This is a genomic window from Comamonas sp. A23 (assembly GCF_004522605.1).
Classification (GTDB): domain Bacteria; phylum Pseudomonadota; class Gammaproteobacteria; order Burkholderiales; family Burkholderiaceae_C; genus Comamonas; species Comamonas thiooxydans.
Genome location: NZ_RSDT01000001.1, coordinates 345,248 through 363,375, shown reverse-complemented (window position 1 = coordinate 363,375; position 18,128 = coordinate 345,248). Strand labels below are relative to the sequence as shown.

The following is an 18,128-nucleotide window of genomic DNA, read 5'->3' as shown; positions in this document are numbered from 1 at the left end:
TTGTGGTGATCAGACTCAGTCTTCCAGGAATGGAACCTGAGCTGCCTCGTCAAAACGGGCCTGGTTGCGGCGGGCATACGCCCACCACCAGATGCCCACGAAACACGCCAGCGATGCCAGCGTGGCCACGATACGCATGGTGGTGATATCCATTTCCAGCCCTTTCTCTCTTACTTGACGGCGCGACCAAGGACCTGCAGATAGGCAATCACTGCCTCCATCTCTGTCTTGTCCTTGACCTCGGCCTGAGCACCGGCGATTTCCGCATCGGTGTACGGCACGCCCACCTTGCGCAGCGCGCTCATGCGCGTTGCCACGGCCGTGTCATCCACCTTGTTGGCTTCCAGCCAGGGGTAAGCAGGCATGTTGGACTCGGGCACCACGTCACGCGGGTTGTTCAGGTGGATGCGATGCCATTCGTCGCTGTACTTGCCGCCCACGCGATGCAGGTCGGGGCCGGTACGTTTGGAGCCCCACTGGAAGGGGTGGTCGTAGACGAACTCGCCAGCCACCGAGTAGTGGCCGTAGCGCATGGTCTCGGCGCGGAAGGGACGGATCATCTGCGAGTGGCAGTTGTAGCAACCCTCGCGCAGATAGACGTCGCGCCCCATCAGCTGCAACGGTGTGTAGGGCTTGAGACCCGCCACGGCTTCGGTCGTGGACTTCTGGAAGAACAGCGGCACGATTTCCACCAGGCCGCCAATGGTCAGCACGAACAGCGTCAGCGCGATCAGCAGAAAGTTGCTGGTCTCGATCTTCTCGTGCGAAAAGCTCTTGGGAGCTGCGTTATTTTGATCAGACATTGCTTTTGCTCCTCAATGCTCAGGCGTGAGCCACCACGGCAGGCACTGCCACCTTGACGGAACGACCGGCCATTGCGGTCTTCCAGGTGTTCCATGCCATCACCAGCATGCCGCCCAGATACAGCAGACCGCCAGTCACGCGAATCACATAGAAGGGATAGGTCGCCTTCACGCTTTCCACGAAGGTGTAGGTCAGCGTGCCGTCGGGGTTGACAGCGCGCCACATCAGGCCCTGCATCACACCGGCAATCCACATTGCGGCGATGTACAGCACGATGCCGATGGTCGCCATCCAGAAGTGCAGCTCGATCGCGGGCACGGAGTGCATCTTCTCGCGGCCGAACAGACGGGGGATCAGGTAGTACAGAGAGCCCATGGTGATCAGACCCACCCAGCCCAGAGCGCCGGAGTGCACGTGGCCCACGGTCCAATCGGTGTAGTGGCTCAGCGCGTTCACGGTCTTGATGGCCATCATCGGGCCTTCGAAGGTGGACATGCCGTAGAACGACAGGGACACGATCAGGAAACGCAGGATGGGATCGTCGCGCAGCTTGTGCCAGGCACCCGACAGCGTCATGATGCCGTTAATCATGCCGCCCCAGCTGGGAGCCAGCAGGATCAGCGAGAACACCATGCCCACGGACTGGGTCCAGTCAGGCAAAGCGGTGTAGTGCAGGTGGTGAGGACCCGCCCACATGTACGTGAAGATCAGCGCCCAGAAGTGCACGATCGACAGGCGATACGAATACACGGGACGGCCCGCCTGCTTGGGGATGAAGTAATACATCATGCCCAGGAAGCCGGCGGTCAGGAAGAAGCCCACGGCATTGTGCCCGTACCACCACTGAACCATCGCGTCCTGCACGCCGGCGTATGCCGAGTAGCTCTTCATCCAGCCGGCGGGGATGGAAATATTGTTGACGATGTGCAGCAGGGCCACGGCCAGAATGAAAGCACCGAAGAACCAGTTGGCCACATAGATGTGCTTGACCTTGCGGATACCGATAGTGCCGAAGAACACGATGGCATAGGACACCCAGGTCACGGCAATCAGCAAGTCCAGAGGCCATTCCAGCTCGGCGTATTCCTTGCCCTGGGTGTAACCCAGAGGCAGGCTGATGGCTGCGCCGACGATAACCAGTTGCCAGGCCCAGAAAGTCAGGCTAGCCAACTTGGGCATGAACAGCTTGGTCTGGCAGGTGCGTTGCACCACGTAGTAGCTGGTCGCGAACAGCGCCGAGCCACCAAAAGCGAAGATCACGGCATTGGTATGCAGCGGACGCAGACGTCCGTAGCTCAGCCATGGAATGCCGAAGTTGAGTTCCGGCCAGGCCAGCTGGGACGCGATAAACACGCCCACCGCCATACCTACCACCCCCCATACCACGGCCATGATAGAGAACTGTCTTACGACGGTGTCGTCGTAATAGACAGCATTGTTATTTGTTGCTTCCATCGGGCACCTCTTAGATATCTTGCAAAGTGTTCATTGGTTTCTGGTCGGACTCGTTGAGCCACATCAATCGTCGCGAAGAATGCGCTCGCCTTCTTGTTCCACGCTCTCGAACTGGCCCCGGTACACGGCCCACCACAGGGCAGCCACAATGGCCATGACCAAAACAACCGACAGCGGAATCAATACATACAAAATGTCCATCAATGGCCTCCTTGAGTCAGTGGCATGACGGTGCCCCGCGGCGCAAGGTGCGCGGGGGCGGACGCGTTGCTATCGGCTGCCTGCAGCGGCAACACACGTGCAAGACGGGCTGCGTTGGCGACGACCAGCAAGGAGCTCAGCGCCATGCCGAGCCCTGCCAGCCAGGCAGGCATCCAGCCCACGAGGGCCAGAGGAATAGAGATCGCGTTATAGGCTGCTGCCCAGCCCAGGTTCTGGCGCACCACGGACAGGGTCCGTCGGGCCAGCAACAGGCTTTGCAACACTAACTCCAGGCTGTCTCCCAGTACCACGAAGTCTGCTCGCGATTGTGCCAGCGGCACTGCTTTACCAAAAGCAAAAGAGACATGCGCTCCGGCTAAAACTGGGCCGTCATTCAGGCCGTCGCCCACCATGGCAACCTTATGCCCTGCAGCCTGTGCCGCCTGCATGGCGGCCAGCTTGTCCTGCGGTTTGCAGTCGCCCTGCGCCTGCTCTATGCCCAGCTTGGCGGCCACGGTTTGCACCGCTGCAGAGCGGTCACCCGAGAGCAGTTGCACCGTCACGCCTTGCTGCCTGAGGTCGGCAATGACCTGGGCCGCTTCGGGGCGCACGTCCTCGCTCAGATGGAACTGCGCCAGGGGCAGCCAGCCATCTTGCGATTCCTCGGCCAACACCACGCTCTGCCCTGGCTCATGCGGTGCCAACTCGGGTACGCCGCAATGCGCGGCCGAGCCCAGACGAAGATGGCGGCGCAAGGCGGTATTGCTGCGCGCCTGCACCCAGACATCGAGGCCGCTGCCAGCGATTTCCTGGACGGAATCCAGCAGCCATGCGCTGGCAGGCAATTCGGCCACCTCGGCCGCCTGCGCCAGTGCCTTGGAAGCAGGATGCATGGACTGGCGCGCCAGCAAGGCGGCCAGCGCCAGCAGCTCATCAGTATTTTGACCTTCAGCAGGTGTCAGCGCGCGCAGCACCAGGCCGTCGCGCGTCAGCGTTCCGGTCTTGTCGAACACCAGCGTATCCACGGCGGCCAGCGCCTCCAGCCCCTGCAGATTGCGCACCAGCACGCCGCTGCGAGCCAAGGTGCCGGCCGCCGTCAGCATGGCCACGGGCGTGGCCAGCGAAAGCGCACAGGGACAGGTGACGATGAGCACGGCCACGGCCACCATCATGGCCTTGCCCGGGTCGGCGGGCCACCACCAGATGGCGGCGGCCAGCGCCGCCAGCAGCACCACGACGAGAAAAGGCCGGGCCACCTTGTCGGCCAACTGGGCCAGGGTTGGCTTTTGCAGCGAAGCGCTTTCCATCAGATTCACGATCTGCGCAAAGCGGGTGCCCTCACCCACGCTGTCCACTCTCACCTCGACAACACTGTCCAGGTTGTAGCTGCCGGCGGTGACTGCATCGCCTTGTGCGCGCAAAACAGGCGTGGACTCGCCAGTCAGAAGCGCCTCATCGGCATGGGTGGTGCCGCGCAGAATCCGGCCGTCTGCGGGGAAAGCCTCGCCTGTGAGCACACGCACCACATCACCCACACGCAGACGGCGCGTGGCCACACGCACGAACTCTCCCGAGTCAGGCTGCTGACGCAGCACCGAATCCGGTAGCCGGTTCATCACTGCTTCCAATGCACCGGCCGTGCGGTCGCGCAGGCGCAGCTCCAGCCAGCGCCCTGTGAGCAGGAAGAAGACAAACATGGTCAGCGAGTCGAAGAAGACTTCCTGACCGAAAGGACCGGAGGGATCAAAAGTGCCCAGCGTGCTGATGACAAAGGTGATCAACATGCCCAGGGCCACGGGCAGGTCCATGCTCACGCGGCGCTGGGTGATGTCCTTGAGCGCGCTCTTGAAGAACGGGCCGCAACAAAACAGCACCACGGGCAGAGAAATCACCCAGGATGCCCAGCGCAGCAAGGTCTCCATCTCCAGCGACAGGTCGCCGGGCCGCGCCGTGTAGGCTGGCCATGCATACATCATCACCTGCATCATGCACAGGCCGGCCACCAGCCAGCGCCACAGGGCACGGCGCGTCTCGGCCTGGCGCAGCTCGCGCGCAAACGCGTCGCGCGCGGGCAAGGCGCGATAGCCGGCACGCGACACGGCCTCCATCCATTGCGATGGAAGCACCTGGGCAGGACGCCACTCGACACGGGCTCGGCGCGTTGCGGCACTGACTTCGGCTGCCTGCACTCCGGGGACAGCCCGAAGCGCCTCCTCGATGGTCAGCGCACATGCAGCACAGTGCATGCCCTCCAGAACCACAAAGGAATCCCACACCGGGGAATCGGTTGCATTCTCGGAGATTGGGGCCTTGGAGCTCTGGCCGGCGGGGCGACCAAACGAGCTCCATTCTTGCGGATCGTCCAGCAGATGACTGTGCATCTGGGACAAGTTCAGGAAACCGGTGTCAGCAACAGCATGCTCTGCCGCGGAAGGCTGGACAGTAGTGTGTTGGGACATGTTTCAAGCGTAACGACGCCAGATGATACCCACCTTGACATTAATCAACCGTTAACTGCCCAATCGACATATGCTTGTATTTACAACGCATGCAACCTAAGGAGAAAGCTATGTACAACCGCATTTTGATTGCTACCGACGGCACCGAACTCTCAGACAAGGCTGTGCATGCAGGCCTGGATCTGGCCGCTTTGTGCGGCGCCAGCGTGATTGCGCTCAAGGTTGTCTCGCACTATCCGCGCAGCTATCTGGAAGGCAGCGACTTGCTGGACATCAAGGAAGCCAAGCGCATTGAGGAGCAATGGACCAATCAGGCCCAGACCCTGTTGAACGGCGTCAAAGCCTTTGGCCATGAGCGCAAGGTCAATGTCACGACCGAAATCGCCCACTCAGACCTGGTGGCCGAGTCGATTGTGGAGATGGCCAAAAAGCATGATTGCGACCTGATCGTCATGGCTTCGCACGGTCGCAAGGGTCTGCAGCGCCTGCTGCTGGGCAGCGAAACCCAGCATGTGCTGACGCACTCACCGGTGCCGGTACTGGTGCTGCGCTGATCGGATCCCCCTGAGCCGCTTAGCGGCTTCCCTTGAGGGGACGGCATCTGTACTGGGGGACGCGCCGGGCACCCCTGGCCGGGCGCCCCTTGCTGGACTTGCCCCTGATATCCAGTGACAGGCCGCTCAGGGGCCGCCGTTTGCCACTCACAAATTAAAAGCAGCTTGCGTACAAGCTGCTTTATTTTCGGATCGATTCAATGCTGAATCCGTCTTGCAAGCTGCGCAATCAGCTCACTTTTCAGGAGTCAAGTCAAAAGACAAGCGCCTGAAACGCAGCCAATACTGCAGCCAAAAACCAACGCCTGGCGTCCGCTTCGACCGGCTTCAGGAGAACTCTTGCTGATACTGGTCGCGCAGCAGCTTCTTCTGGACCTTGCCCATGGTGTTGCGCGGCAGGCTGTCCACCACATAGCAGCGCTTGGGCACCTTGAAATTGGCCAGCCTGGCTTTGAGCGACTCCAGAATCTTCAGCCCATCGAGCTGCGCGCCCTTGCGCGGCACGATGACGGCAACGCCGACCTCGCCAAAGTCCGGGTGAGGCACGCCCACCAGGGCGCTTTCGTCCACGCCGGGAAGATCGTTGATGAAGCCCTCCACCTCGGCCGGATAGACGTTGTAGCCGCCCGAGATGATCAAGTCCTTGCTGCGCCCCACAATGCTGAAATAGCCGCGCTCGTCCTGCATGCCTACATCGCCGGTCTTGAACCAGCCGTCGGCCGTGAACTCCTCTGCCGTCTTCTCGGGCATGCGCCAGTAGCCCTTGAAGACGTTGGGGCCCTGCACCTCGATATTGCCGATCTCGCCTGCGGGCAGGGCTTTGCCGTCATCGCCATGAATGCGCACGCCCACGCCAGGCAGGGGAAAGCCCACGGTTGCGCCGCGGCGCTCGGCCTCGTTGCCGTAGCGCGCATCGGCCTGATAAGGGTTGGAGGTCAGCATGATGGTCTCGCTCATGCCATAGCGCTCCAGGATGGTGTGACCGGTACGCGTCTTCCAGGCGCGGAAGGTCTCGATCAGCATGGGAGCCGATCCCGAGATGAACAGACGCATGTGCGCGGCCATGTCGCGGTCCAGCCTGGCATCGGCCAGCATGCGCACATAAAGGGTTGGTACCCCCATGAAGACGGTCGCATCCTTGAAGCGCGCCATGACGGCCTCGGGCTCGAAGCGGGCAAACCAGATCATGGGACTGCCGTTGAGCAGCGCCCCGTGAATGGCGACAAACAGGCCATGCACATGGAAGATGGGCAGCGCGTGAATCAGCACATCGCCTTCCTGCCAGCCCCAGTACACCTTGAGCATGGCCGCATTGCTCAGCAGATTGCCGTGGCTGAGCATGGCGCCCTTGCTGCGCCCCGTGGTGCCGCTGGTGTAGAGAATCGCCGCCAGATCGTCGGCGCGACGTGGCACGACCTGATGCTCGTCGCTGTGGTGGGCCGCACGCTCCAGCAAGCTGCCCGTGCGATCGGTTCCCAGGGTGTAGACATGGCCCACGCCGTGGTTGAAGGCAATCTTGGACACCCAGCCAAAACAGCCGGGGGCGCACACCACCACGGCCGGCTCGGCATTGGTGATGAAGTACTCCATCTCGGCGCTCTGGTAGGCGGTGTTCAGCGGCAGGAACACATGGCCGCTGCGCAGCGTGGCCAGGTAGAGCATCATGGCTTCGACCGACTTTTCCACCTGCACCGCAATGCGGCTGCCTTCGGGCAGATCCAGCGAGGCCAGCAGATTGGCCATGCGTGCACTGCCCTGCTCCAGATCGGCCCAGGTGTAGTAGAGGCTGGAGCCATCGGGCTCGATGGCCTCCACGGCGATTTTCGTCAGATCCGCAGGAAACGCAGCGCGCAGCGCGCTGAAAAGATTGGCTTGAGGCATGTCGGTCATCGTGATGCTGTCGAACTCGGAAACGGTGAAAGCAAAAGGTCCACGGCCATCATAGGCCCTGCCCTGGCCTGGCCGGTGGCGCCAGGCACTGAAAAAATCACTTCTTCAAAATGGGGCGCCGGCAAAGGGCGCCCCGCAAGGCAGCCAGCGGGCTCAGGAGTCAATCTTCACATTCGCCGCCTTGACCACATGGGCCCAGCGCTGGATCTCGCTTTGCACCATGGCGGCAAACTGCGGCTGGCTCAGCTGGCCGTAATCGGCGCCGTTCTTGGCCCAGGCAGCCTTGATGTCCTCGGCGGCTCCGATCTTGCGCACCTCGTCCAGCATCTGCTGCTGCACGGCGGCAGGCGTGCCCTTGGGCGCCCATAGTCCATACCAGGTGGTGACGGTGAAATCCGGCAGGCCGCACTCGGCCGCGCTGGGCACATCGGGGAAGGCGGGATTGCGCTTGGCGCCCGCCACCATCAAGGCCTTGATGCGGCCGCCCTTGATATGCTGGGCCGATGAGCCCAGGCCATCGAACAGCATGTCCACATTGCCGGCGATCAGGTCCTGCAGCGCAGGGCCCGCACCCTTGTAGGGAATATGGGTGATCTGGGTCTTGGTCTGCAGCTTGAACAACTCGCCCGCCAGATGGTGCGAGGAACCCGGCCCTGCCGAGGCATAGTTGTACTTGCCGGGGTTGGCACGCAGATCCTGTACAAGAGCCTGCAAGCTGGCATGCGTCACCTTCTTGGGATTGACCACCACGACTTGCGGCACGCTGGCCAGCAGCGCCAGCGGGATGAAGTCGCGCTCCAGATCGTATTCGAGCTTGGGGTAGACCGATGGCGCAATCACATGGTGGGTGCCGCCCATGAAGAAGTTGTAGCCGTCGGGTGCGGCCTTGGCCGCAATGCTGGCGCCCAGCGTGCCGCCCGCGCCACCGCGGTTGTCTATCACCAGGGTCTTGCCCGAGGTCTTGGCGAACTGGGCAGAAAAAGGCCTGGCAAAGGTGTCGGTGCCGCCGCCGGCAGGAAAAGGCACGATCAGATTGACAGGCCTGCTCGGCCACTCCGATGCCTGGGCCATGCCCGTCCAGCCCGATGCCCCAGCCGCCAGCAGCGCCCCCGTCGCCCCCAGCAGCGTGCGCCGCTGCAAACCCACGCTCTTTTCCCAAGAATCCTGCATCTATATCTCCTCTGCGCGCCTGGTCAGCAGGCATCGCTGCAGCCAGGCTTGTGGTTGGAAGACGCAGCAGCAAAAGCCGGCTCAGGCCGGGCGCAGCGCGAGTCGCGATGCACTCAACCCTTGCACAGCGATTCGATCTCCGAGGAAACGGGAATCTTGCTCTGCGCCAACAGGCTTCGGTGCTTGTCCAGGCGCTTGAGGTCATACAGATAGTTGACCATCAGCCCCATGGATTGCTTGAGCCCCTTGGACGACAGGTCTGCCGCCCAGTTCAGGCGCTCCACGCGCGCACCGTTGCCAAGGTGAAAGCGTGCCACGGCATCCAGCGGACGCCCCTTGGCAGTTTCCCGACCCAGATAGCGCGCGGCGCAAAACATGGCGGCCTGACGCACCACCGATTTCTCCGGCAGCGAGCCCGGATCGTCCAGCGCGGCCAGCAATTGCGCGGCACTCACTCCGCCGGCGACTTTTTCCAGGGCTGCCTTTTGCTTGTCGTCGAGCTCCGCCAGCGCCGCATCGCCGTTCTTGCTCAGCCAGCTGCGCAGTCCCGGAATCGGCGACAGCGTGGCGAACTGCTTGAGCTTGGGAAACTCCTGGGTGAGCGTCTCCACCACATGCTTGATGAGCGAATCGCCGAAGCTCACGCCCTTGAGTCCGGTCTGGGTGTTGCTGATGGAATAGAAGATGGCGGTGTTGGCCTTGGCCAGATCGGCAGCCGCCGCGGCCTCGTCCAGCAACGGAGCCATGCTGCCTGCCATCTTGTCCAGCAGCGCCACCTCCACAAAGATCAGCGGCACATTGGGCATGCGCGGGTGAAAGAACCCATAGCAGCGGCGGTCGCTGTCGAGGCGATTCTTCAGATCGGCCCAGCTGCGGATGTCGTGCACAGCCTCGTACTTGATCAGCTTTTCGAGCAGCGATGCGGGCGAATCCCAGTTCAGGCTTCTGAGCTCCAGCAAGGCCACATCGAACCAGCTGGAAAACAGATGCTCCAGCTCGGCGTCCAGCGCCACATAGTGCTGCTCCGCCTTGGGCAAGGCCAGCAACTCGGCGCGCATGTCGACCAGAAAGCCCATGCCGCCCTTGGGCTGGGCAAAACGCTGCAGCAGCCGCGTGCGCGACGAAACCAGGGCACGGCGCAGGCTCATCTCGGCCTCGCTGCGCTCCACATCGCTGCCCGCCTTGTCGTAGCGCTCGCGGGCCGCCTGCAGGGCCTTGGCATCGGGGCCGAACTTTTCGATCGCCAGCAGCCAGAAGTCCTTGCGTGCGGCCAGATCGGCCTTGGCATACCAATCCATCAGCAGCTGCGCGTGACGGCCGCCCTCCACGTCGCTGAGCGCGGTATCCGCCACCTGCTGCATGTCCAGCAGCAAGCGGCGCAGCTCGCGCGGCGACAGCGCCTCCTCCCCACGACGCAAGGTGGCCTCCAGACGTTGCGCCAGCGGACGATGCTGGGCGTCGCCCTTCTCGCCCTCGGCACCGCGCACCCACAGCTTGGTTTGCTCAATCCACTCGGCTGCCCACCCCATATGCATCTCCTTGTTCCAGCACCATCATGCTCTCATTGAAGAAGCAGATACCGCAATTGCAGTAACGCTTTCAGCCATTATGTGCAGTTTTTCAGCCTCGTACACCACACCATGAAAAACGCAGACCGAAGTCTGCGTTTTTCAGGATTCGGCCTTCAGGCCGTAGTCCGCTGAACTGCGTAGGCCTGGCGCTTGCCGCACCACACCCACATGAGCACACCGGCCACGATCATGGGAATGCACAGCCACTGCCCCATGCTCATGCCCAGCGAGAGAATGCCCAGAAAGTCGTCGGGCTCGCGGAAGTACTCTGCGATGAAGCGGAAGACCCCATAACCGATCAGAAAAACCGCCGCGACCTGGCCGGGCTTGCGCTCCTTGCGCGCGTAAAGCCACAGGATGATGAACAGCAGCAGCCCTTCCATCAGGAACTGATAGATCTGCGAGGGATGACGCGGCAGCATGGAGCCGCTTTGCGGAAACACCATGGCCCAGGGCAGATCCGCACTCGCAAAACGCCCCCAGAGCTCGCCGTTGATGAAGTTGCCGATGCGGCCCGCAGCCAGCCCTGTGGGCACGCAGGGCGCCACAAAATCTGCGACTTCCAGCCAGTTGCGCTTGCGCGAGCGCGCAAACCAGATCATGGAGCCGATGACGCCCAGCAGGCCGCCGTGAAAGCTCATGCCACCCTGCCAGACGGCAAGAATCTCCAGCGGATGCGAGAGGTAGTAACCGGGCTTGTAGAACAGACAGTAGCCGATGCGCCCGCCCACGACCACGCCCAGCACGCCGAGAAAGAGAATGTCCTCCACATCCTTGCGCGCCCAGGCACGCTCGCCCGTCATGTATTTGAATGGAGGGTGGTGCAGTCGGCGCGTGCCCAGAAACAGGAACAGACCAAAGGCCACCAGATAGGTAATGCCATACCAGTGCACGGCCAGCGGGCCAATCTGCACGGCTACAGGATCAATGTGCGGATACATCAGCATGTCAGGCATTGTGCCGCAGGCCGATGACGTTTCTGCAAAACTGCATGCTCCGAGAACGTTGCAGAGCCTCATTCACCGGCTCAAAGCCCCCCTGATGCGAAAAACCTCGACCTGGCATCCTGCTGCATCCGGCGTCAACGGCGCTCTTTCAAGTGTCAATGCGGCTTGTCCACCGCCAGGCCCTGCTCGCGCACGGTCTGACGCACGACCTTGGCGGTCTCATCCATCATGGTGCTCAATCGCTGCGGTGTGCCGCCCAATACCTGCACGCCCATGGTCTGCAACCGCTCCTGCACGGCAGGATCCTGCAAGGCCGCGTTGGCAGCGCCGTTGAGCCTGGTCACGACGGCCTGCGGCGTTGCTGCCGGAGCAACGATGCCGAACCAGGTGATGGCCAGATCGTTGAGCGCAGGGTGGCCCAACTCCCTGAACGTGGGCACCTGCGGCAGGGTCGGCAAGCGCTCCTGCGCGGCCACGGCAAACGGAACCAGGCGGCCCGCAGCCACATGCGGAGCCGACGAAGGGTATTGATCGCTGAGCACCTGGGTCTCGCCCGACAGCGCGCCGCTGATCACCGGCCCCTGCCCCTTGTAGGGAATATGGTGCAGCTTGAGCTTGAGATCGGCATTGAGGCGCTCGGCAATCAGATGCCCGATGGAGCCAATTCCGGCCGATCCGATATTGAACTGACCCGGCTTGCTGCGCGCAAGAGTGAGGAACTGGGCGTAGTTCTGCACACCCATATTGGGATGCACGGAAAACACCGACGGAATGGACGCCAGTGCAACCACCGGTACAAAGGCCTTGGCAGGATCTATGCGTGCCGACTGGGGCAGCATGACGGGATTGACCACCAGCGTGCTGATGGTGCCCAGGCCTATGGTGTAGCCGTCAGGCGCCGCATTGGCCACGGCCTCGGCCCCGATGAAGCCGCTGGCGCCGGACCGGTTGTCGACCACCACGGGCTGACCCAGGGTTGTGTGCATGGCATCGGCAACCAGGCGCGCCACGATATCGGTGGAGCCTCCGGGCGTGAAAGGGACCACCAGACGCACGGGACGCTGCGGGTAACGCCCTTCTGCAGCCTGCGCCGTCAATGCCCCCAGCAAGGCCAGCAGCCCTGCTGTCTTCAACAAGAAGGAGGGGCGAACAGCGAAAGACATGGAGATCACTTTCTGGCAAGACAATAAAAACAGCCGCGCGACTTGCATCGAGCGGCTGTGGGATTGTCCGTCAGCAGACAAAGTCCGCGCTGACGAAATGACGAAACAAACGTAACTTAATCGTCGAGCAGCGACAGATCTCGCACGGCGCCGGTATCGGCGCTGGTCACCAGCTTGGCATAGGCCTTGAGGGCCGCAGAGATCTTGCGGGGACGGGCCTGGGCAGGCTTCCAGCCCTTGGCATTCTGCGCTTCACGGCGGCGGGCCAGCTCTTCGTCGCTGACCAGCATATTGATGCTGCGGTTGGGAATGTCGATGCGGATGATGTCGCCGTTCTGCACCAGGCCAATCGCGCCGCCGGCTGCCGCTTCGGGAGAGCAGTGACCGATGGACAGGCCGGAGGTACCGCCCGAGAAGCGGCCGTCCGTCAGCAGCGCACAGGCCTTGCCCAGGCCCTTGGACTTGATGTAGCTGGTGGGGTAGAGCATTTCCTGCATGCCGGGGCCGCCCTTGGGGCCTTCGTAGCGCACGATGACCACATCGCCTGCCTTGACCTTGTCGGCCAGGATGTTGGCCACGGCCTCGTCCTGCGACTCGACCACATGGGCAGGGCCTTCGAAGACCAGGATCGACTCGTCCACGCCTGCGGACTTCACCACGCAGCCGTCCAGCGCGATGTTGCCACGCAGCACGGCCAAGCCGCCTTCCTTGCTGAAAGCGTGCTCGTAGCTGCGGATGCAGCCTTCGGCACGGTCCAGGTCCAGGCTGGGCCAGCGGGTGTTCTGGCTGAACGCCACCTGCGTGGGAATGCCAGCGGGGCCGGCCATGTAGAAGTGGCGCACGGCCTCGTCCTGCGTGCGCATGATGTCCCACTGCTCCAGCGCATCCTTCATGGTCTTGGCATGCACCGTGGGCACATCGGTGTGCAGCTTGCCGGCGCGGTCCAGCTCGCCCAGGATGGCCATGATGCCGCCAGCGCGGTGCACGTCTTCGATGTGGTACTTGGGCGTGTTGGGTGCCACCTTGCACAGCTGGGGCACGACGCGCGAGAGGCGGTCGATGTCGGCCATGGTGAAGTCGATACCCGCTTCCTGGGCGATGGCCAGCAGGTGCAGGATGGTATTGGTGGAGCCGCCCATGGCGATGTCCAGCGTGATGCAGTTCTCGAAGGCCTTGAAGCCCACGGAGCGCGGCAGCACGCTGTCGTTGTCGTTCTCGTAGTAGTCGCGGGCCAGCTCGACGATGCGGCGGCCAGCGCGCAGGAACAGCTCTTCGCGGTCGGCATGCGTGGCCACCACGGTGCCATTGCCGGGCAGGGACAGGCCCAGCGCTTCGGTCAGGCAGTTCATCGAATTGGCGGTGAACATGCCCGAGCAGGAACCGCAGGTCGGGCAGGCGGAGCGCTCCACCTCGGCCACTTCGGCATCGGAATAGCGCTGATCGGCCGCGATCACCATGGCGTCCACCAGGTCCAGCTTCTTGAACTCTATGGTCTTGGTTTCGGGGTTGGCCAGCTTGGTCTTGCCGGCTTCCATGGGGCCGCCCGAAACAAAGATCACCGGAATGTTCAGGCGCATCGCGGCCATCAGCATGCCGGGGGTGATCTTGTCGCAGTTGGAGATGCACACCAGCGCATCGGCGCAATGGGCATTGACCATGTACTCGACCGAGTCCGCGATCAGGTCGCGGCTGGGCAGCGAATACAGCATGCCGTCATGGCCCATGGCGATGCCATCGTCCACGGCGATGGTGTTGAACTCCTTGGCCACGCCGCCGGCCTTTTCGATCTCGCGCGCGACCAGTTGCCCCAGATCCTTCAGATGCACATGACCGGGCACGAACTGGGTGAAGGAGTTGGCAATCGCAATGATGGGCTTGTCGAAATCGCCATCTTTCATGCCGGTGGCACGCCACAGGGCGCGCGCACCGGCCATGTTGCGGCCGCCAGTGGAGGTTTTGGAACGGTATGCGGGCATGGGGTTCGCTATAAGACGTTATCGGGAAATGATTCTTTGGATTATGGCCCAGCACTGCAAGGCAGCGATGCCTAGCCCATGGCGGGCTGTCAGGCAAAACAATCACAAGACATCGTCAATCACGATGCCTGATTCACTGCTCAACGACGTCGCTGGCCCGGTGCCATGGCCTGCTTCTGACGTTCGATACGCTCTTTCTTGCGCTGGTCCATCTTCTCCATGGCCTTGCGCTTGGTATAGCCCGAAGCATCGGCCCAGGCCCACCAGGCGGCAGCCGCGCCATAAACGCCCAGAATAGGCCACCAGCTCCAGCCTGCGACAGGCCCGATCTGAGCCAGCTTGAGCAGCGACAACACGATCGCCAAACCTAACAGATACATACATCCCCTTTTTTGTTGATTTTCCAGAACACAGAGTGCACTGGAGAGTACACAAGCCAAGCACTACAATGCGCTAAAAGATCAACTTTAACCCCGCACCCTGGGAACTCATGATGAAGCAATTTCTGATCGCTTTCGCCCTTTCCGCCGCTGCCGTGGCCCCAGCCATGGCCGATCAGGCCCTGGCGCAGTCCAAGAACTGCATGGCCTGCCACGCTGTTGACAAGAAGCTGGTTGGTCCCGCATTCAAGGATGTGGCCGCCAAGTATGCAGGCCAGAAGGACGCCGCCGACAAGCTGGCTGCCAAGGTCATCAAGGGCGGCTCCGGCGTGTGGGGCCCCGTGCCCATGCCCGCCAATCCCCAGGTGAACGACGCCGATGCCAAGAAGCTGGTGGCCTGGATTCTGACGCAGAAGTAAATCGACTGCTTCTCAACGGCGCGAGACAGGGCCGTTATCAAAAACCGCATGGCTCCCATGCGGTTTTTTGTTTCTGAAGCTACCGCGACTCAGCGGCCCTGCTCTTCCATCAGCCCTACGGCACCAGGATTCCAGACTTCGCTCCGCACCCGTGAGGTCAGCATCCGCAACACTTGACTGCTGCAACTCGGCAGCAACTCGGCCCGTGGCTCGTGCAGCGACGAATCAATACCGCAGCCGTTGCAATGCAGACTGTCAGGCAGCAGCGTGCAATAAAAAAGGCCCCGAAGGGCCTTTTTGGATTCACAGCCTAGGCCTGTGAATTACGCATCACGCGAAGCACGCTTGCGGTCGTGTTCCTTCAGGTGACGCTTGCGCACGCGCAGGCTGGTGGGGGTGATTTCCAGCAGCTCGTCGTCTTCGATGAATTCCACGCCGTACTCCAGCGACAGCTCGATGGGAGGCGTGATCTTGATCGCGTCTTCCTTGCCGGAAACACGGAAGTTGGTCAGCTGCTTGGTACGCGTGGCGTTCACCACCAGGTCGTTGTCGCGGCTGTGGATGCCGATGATCATGCCTTCGTACACGGGGTCGCCGGCCTTCACGAACATGCGGCCACGGTCGTCCAGCTTGCCCAGGGCGTAGGTGAAGATTTCACCGTCGTCCATGGAGATCAGCACGCCGTTCTTGCGGCCGCCGATGTCACCCTTATGGGGTTCGTAGCTGTCGAAGATATTGGCGATCAGGCCGGAACCACGTGTCAGGTTCAGGAATTCGTTGGTGAAACCGATCAGGCCACGGGCAGGAATACGGTATTCCAGACGGACGCGACCGCGGCCATCGGGTTCCATGTTCACCAGCTCGCCCTTGCGCTCGCCCAGTGCCTGCATCACGCCGCCCTGGTGGCCTTCTTCGATGTCGGCAGTCACCAGCTCGATGGGCTCGTGCTTTTCACCGTCGATCATCTGCATCACGACGCGGGGCTTGGACACTGCCAGCTCGTAGCCTTCGCGGCGCATTTCTTCCAGCAAGATGGTCAGGTGCAGTTCACCACGGCCGGAGACTTCAAAGATACCGTCTTCGTCGGTTTCCTTGACGCGCAGAGCCACGTTGGAGCGCAGTTCCTTTTGCAGACGGTCCCAGATCTGGCGGCTGGTCACGAACTTGCCTTCACGACCTGCCAGGGGCGAGGTGTTCACGCAGAAGTTCATGGTCAGCGTGGGCTCGTCAATCTTCAGCATGGGCAGAGGCTGAGGATTGGCGGGATCGGTGACGGTCTCGCCGATACCGATGTTTTCGATACCGCTGATCAGCACGATCTCGGAAGGACCGGCTTCGGTGGCCTGCACGCGATCGATACCCTGGAAGGTATGCACCTGGTTGATCTTGCCGCTGTAGCTCTTGCCGTCAGGACCTGCCATCACGGCCACTTGCTGACCGGGCTTGAGCGTACCCTGGGTGATGCGGCCCACGCCGATACGACCCACGAAGGTGGAATAGTCCAGAGCGGAGACCTGCAGTTGCAGGGGAGCGCTGGCATCGCCCTGCACGGAAGGCACATGGTCGAGGATGGTATCGAACAGGGCGGACATGTCCTCACCCCACTTGGCACCGGGCTCGCCCTCTTCCTTGGACGACCAGCCGTTGATGCCGGAGGCGTAGACCACGGGGAAGTCCAGTTGCTCGTCGGTGGCGCCCAGCTTGTCGAACAGGTCGAAAGCGGCGTTGATCACCTTGTCGGGGTTGGCACCGGGCTTGTCCACCTTGTTCACCACCACGATGGGGCGCAGACCCAGGGCCAGAGCCTTCTTGGTCACGAAGCGCGTCTGGGGCATGGGGCCTTCCTGCGCATCGATCAGCAGCACCACGCCGTCGACCATGGACAGGGCACGTTCCACTTCGCCGCCGAAGTCCGCGTGACCGGGCGTGTCGAGAATGTTGATGTGGGTGTCCTTCCAGGACACGGCACAGTTCTTGGCCAGAATGGTGATGCCGCGCTCACGTTCGATGGCATGGTTGTCCATCACGGTGTCGACGACTTTTTCGTGCTCGGCAAAAGTGCCGGACTGGCGCAGCAGCTGGTCCACCATGGTGGTCTTACCGTGGTCAACGTGCGCGATGATCGCAATGTTGCGGATTTGTTTGCTCATAATGTTTCCAAAATGCCGCTTGCTTGTGGACGCGGCGTTCCTTCCAAAATTTGTTGAATTTCTAGCGGACTGAGCAGGCGCTCGGGAATCAATTCCCCGCTCGCCACACGGCCTACCCCTAAAAGGGCATGCGGGCGCTCACCATACACCGCCACGGCCGGGGCATCCGCCCAAGACCCTCGACGGCGCAAGCCTGATAGAAAGCGACCTGCATCCTGTTCACCCAAGGTGACGACGGCATGACGATGCAGCAGGGTATCCACAGGCTGGACCTGCGCGATGCGCTCTTCATCGTTCATGGCTTCCAGCGCCTCCAGCGTCACGCAGCGCGACACCTCAAGACCGCCGGTTTCCACACGGCGCAGAAAACGCAAGTGGGCGCCACAGCCCAAGGCCTCGCCCACGTCTTCGCCCAATGTGCGGATGTAAGTGCCCTTGCTGCAGCTCACTCTCATCTTGACGGCCGGATGCCCCTGATCGTCCTGCACCAGAGTCAGCTCCAATGCATGAATGGTGACATCTCGTGCGGGGCGCTCCACTTCCACGCCCGCACGGGCATATTCATAGAGTGCCTTGCCGTCCTTCTTCAGCGCACTGTGCATGGGCGGCACCTGCTTGATATCGCCCGTGAACTGGGCTTGCACCTGCGCCAGGCGCTCGGGCGTGATGGCGGCCAGATCCACGGCACGCTCCAGCACCACATCGCCCTCGGCATCGGCCGTGGTTGTGGTCTGGCCCAGGCGGGCAATGGCTTCGTAGGTTTTCTCGGCTTCGAGCTGAAGCTGACTGAATTTGGTGGCAGCGCCGAAACACAGCGGCAGCACGCCACTGGCCAGCGGATCAAGCGTGCCTGTATGGCCGGCCTTTTCGGCGCGCAGCAGCCACTTGACCTTCTGCAAGATATCGTTGCTGGACCAACCCAGCGGTTTATCAAGCAGCAACACCCCATGCACAGGGCGCCGCTGCACCCGGGTGCGAGGGGCGTTCAT

16 protein-coding genes are annotated in these 18,128 nt (G+C 62.1%); 2 read left to right on the top strand and 14 right to left on the bottom strand.

Going from position 1 to position 18,128, the window contains the following annotated elements; translation table 11 throughout:
• Nucleotides 1-15 precede the first annotated feature (15 nt).
• The 5 genes from EIC84_RS01730 to EIC84_RS01710 form a co-directional block, all read right to left on the bottom strand.
• Nucleotides 16-153: a CcoQ/FixQ family Cbb3-type cytochrome c oxidase assembly chaperone gene (locus tag EIC84_RS01730; RefSeq protein WP_003063128.1), complete on the bottom strand. Its 138-nt coding sequence runs from the start codon at nucleotides 151-153 to the stop codon at nucleotides 16-18.
• Between the two features lie 17 nt (nucleotides 154-170).
• Nucleotides 171-803, bottom strand: coding sequence for a cytochrome-c oxidase, cbb3-type subunit II (ccoO, locus tag EIC84_RS01725; protein ID WP_003063130.1), 633 nt, complete (start codon nucleotides 801-803; stop codon nucleotides 171-173).
• Nucleotides 804-822: 19 nt separating this feature from the next.
• Entirely contained in the window at nucleotides 823-2,259 is a 1,437-nt protein-coding gene (ccoN, locus tag EIC84_RS01720) for a cytochrome-c oxidase, cbb3-type subunit I (RefSeq protein ID WP_034351806.1), read from the bottom strand.
• 63 nt (nucleotides 2,260-2,322) lie between these two features.
• A complete protein-coding gene (gene ccoS, locus EIC84_RS01715) occupies nucleotides 2,323-2,460 on the bottom strand; it encodes a cbb3-type cytochrome oxidase assembly protein CcoS (RefSeq protein ID WP_003056328.1) in 138 nt (45 codons plus the stop codon).
• A complete protein-coding gene (locus tag EIC84_RS01710) occupies nucleotides 2,460-4,841 on the bottom strand; it encodes a cation-translocating P-type ATPase (RefSeq protein ID WP_003063133.1) in 2,382 nt (793 codons plus the stop codon). Before EIC84_RS01710 ends, ccoS begins: the two co-directional genes overlap by 1 nt.
• A gap of 188 nt (nucleotides 4,842-5,029) precedes the next feature.
• Between EIC84_RS01710 and EIC84_RS01705 the strand changes: the two genes are divergently transcribed.
• Entirely contained in the window at nucleotides 5,030-5,473 is a 444-nt protein-coding gene (locus EIC84_RS01705) for a universal stress protein (protein ID WP_003063135.1), read from the top strand.
• Nucleotides 5,474-5,800: 327 nt separating this feature from the next.
• On the opposite strand, the gene EIC84_RS01700 is transcribed toward EIC84_RS01705, so the two are convergent.
• The 7 genes from EIC84_RS01700 to EIC84_RS01670 all read right to left on the bottom strand — a co-directional run bounded on the left by EIC84_RS01700 (nucleotide 5,801) and on the right by EIC84_RS01670 (nucleotide 14,570).
• Nucleotides 5,801-7,354: a malonyl-CoA synthase gene (locus tag EIC84_RS01700; protein ID WP_034361621.1), complete on the bottom strand. Its 1,554-nt coding sequence runs from the start codon at nucleotides 7,352-7,354 to the stop codon at nucleotides 5,801-5,803.
• Between the two features lie 162 nt (nucleotides 7,355-7,516).
• Nucleotides 7,517-8,533: a tripartite tricarboxylate transporter substrate binding protein gene (locus EIC84_RS01695; protein WP_003063139.1), complete on the bottom strand. Its 1,017-nt coding sequence runs from the start codon at nucleotides 8,531-8,533 to the stop codon at nucleotides 7,517-7,519.
• A gap of 113 nt (nucleotides 8,534-8,646) precedes the next feature.
• Complete coding sequence (locus EIC84_RS01690) at nucleotides 8,647-10,062, bottom strand: malonyl-CoA decarboxylase (RefSeq protein WP_134737291.1); 1,416 nt, start codon at nucleotides 10,060-10,062, stop codon at nucleotides 8,647-8,649.
• Nucleotides 10,063-10,217: 155 nt separating this feature from the next.
• Complete coding sequence (gene lgt, locus EIC84_RS01685; protein WP_003063142.1) at nucleotides 10,218-11,060, bottom strand: prolipoprotein diacylglyceryl transferase; 843 nt, start codon at nucleotides 11,058-11,060, stop codon at nucleotides 10,218-10,220.
• Between the two features lie 146 nt (nucleotides 11,061-11,206).
• Entirely contained in the window at nucleotides 11,207-12,214 is a 1,008-nt protein-coding gene (locus EIC84_RS01680; RefSeq protein ID WP_003063144.1) for a tripartite tricarboxylate transporter substrate binding protein, read from the bottom strand.
• Between the two features lie 116 nt (nucleotides 12,215-12,330).
• Nucleotides 12,331-14,190 (bottom strand): dihydroxy-acid dehydratase, encoded by a 1,860-nt coding sequence (ilvD, locus tag EIC84_RS01675; RefSeq protein WP_003063146.1) that lies wholly within the window; start codon nucleotides 14,188-14,190, stop codon nucleotides 12,331-12,333.
• 140 nt (nucleotides 14,191-14,330) lie between these two features.
• The gene (locus EIC84_RS01670) at nucleotides 14,331-14,570 is read right to left on the bottom strand and encodes a TIGR04438 family Trp-rich protein (protein ID WP_003063147.1); all 240 of its coding nucleotides are present in this window, start codon (nucleotides 14,568-14,570) and stop codon (nucleotides 14,331-14,333) included.
• A gap of 113 nt (nucleotides 14,571-14,683) precedes the next feature.
• Here EIC84_RS01670 and EIC84_RS01665 point away from each other — a divergent pair, with 113 nt between their 5' ends.
• Complete coding sequence (locus EIC84_RS01665) at nucleotides 14,684-14,989, top strand: c-type cytochrome (protein ID WP_003063149.1); 306 nt, start codon at nucleotides 14,684-14,686, stop codon at nucleotides 14,987-14,989.
• Between the two features lie 323 nt (nucleotides 14,990-15,312).
• Here EIC84_RS01665 and typA read toward each other — a convergent pair whose 3' ends face one another.
• Both typA and truB read right to left on the bottom strand, forming a co-directional pair.
• Complete coding sequence (gene typA, locus EIC84_RS01660) at nucleotides 15,313-17,139, bottom strand: translational GTPase TypA (protein WP_003063151.1); 1,827 nt, start codon at nucleotides 17,137-17,139, stop codon at nucleotides 15,313-15,315.
• Entirely contained in the window at nucleotides 17,136-18,128 is a 993-nt protein-coding gene (gene truB / locus EIC84_RS01655) for a tRNA pseudouridine(55) synthase TruB (RefSeq protein ID WP_003063153.1), read from the bottom strand. The genes typA and truB overlap by 4 nt, the downstream gene beginning before the upstream one ends.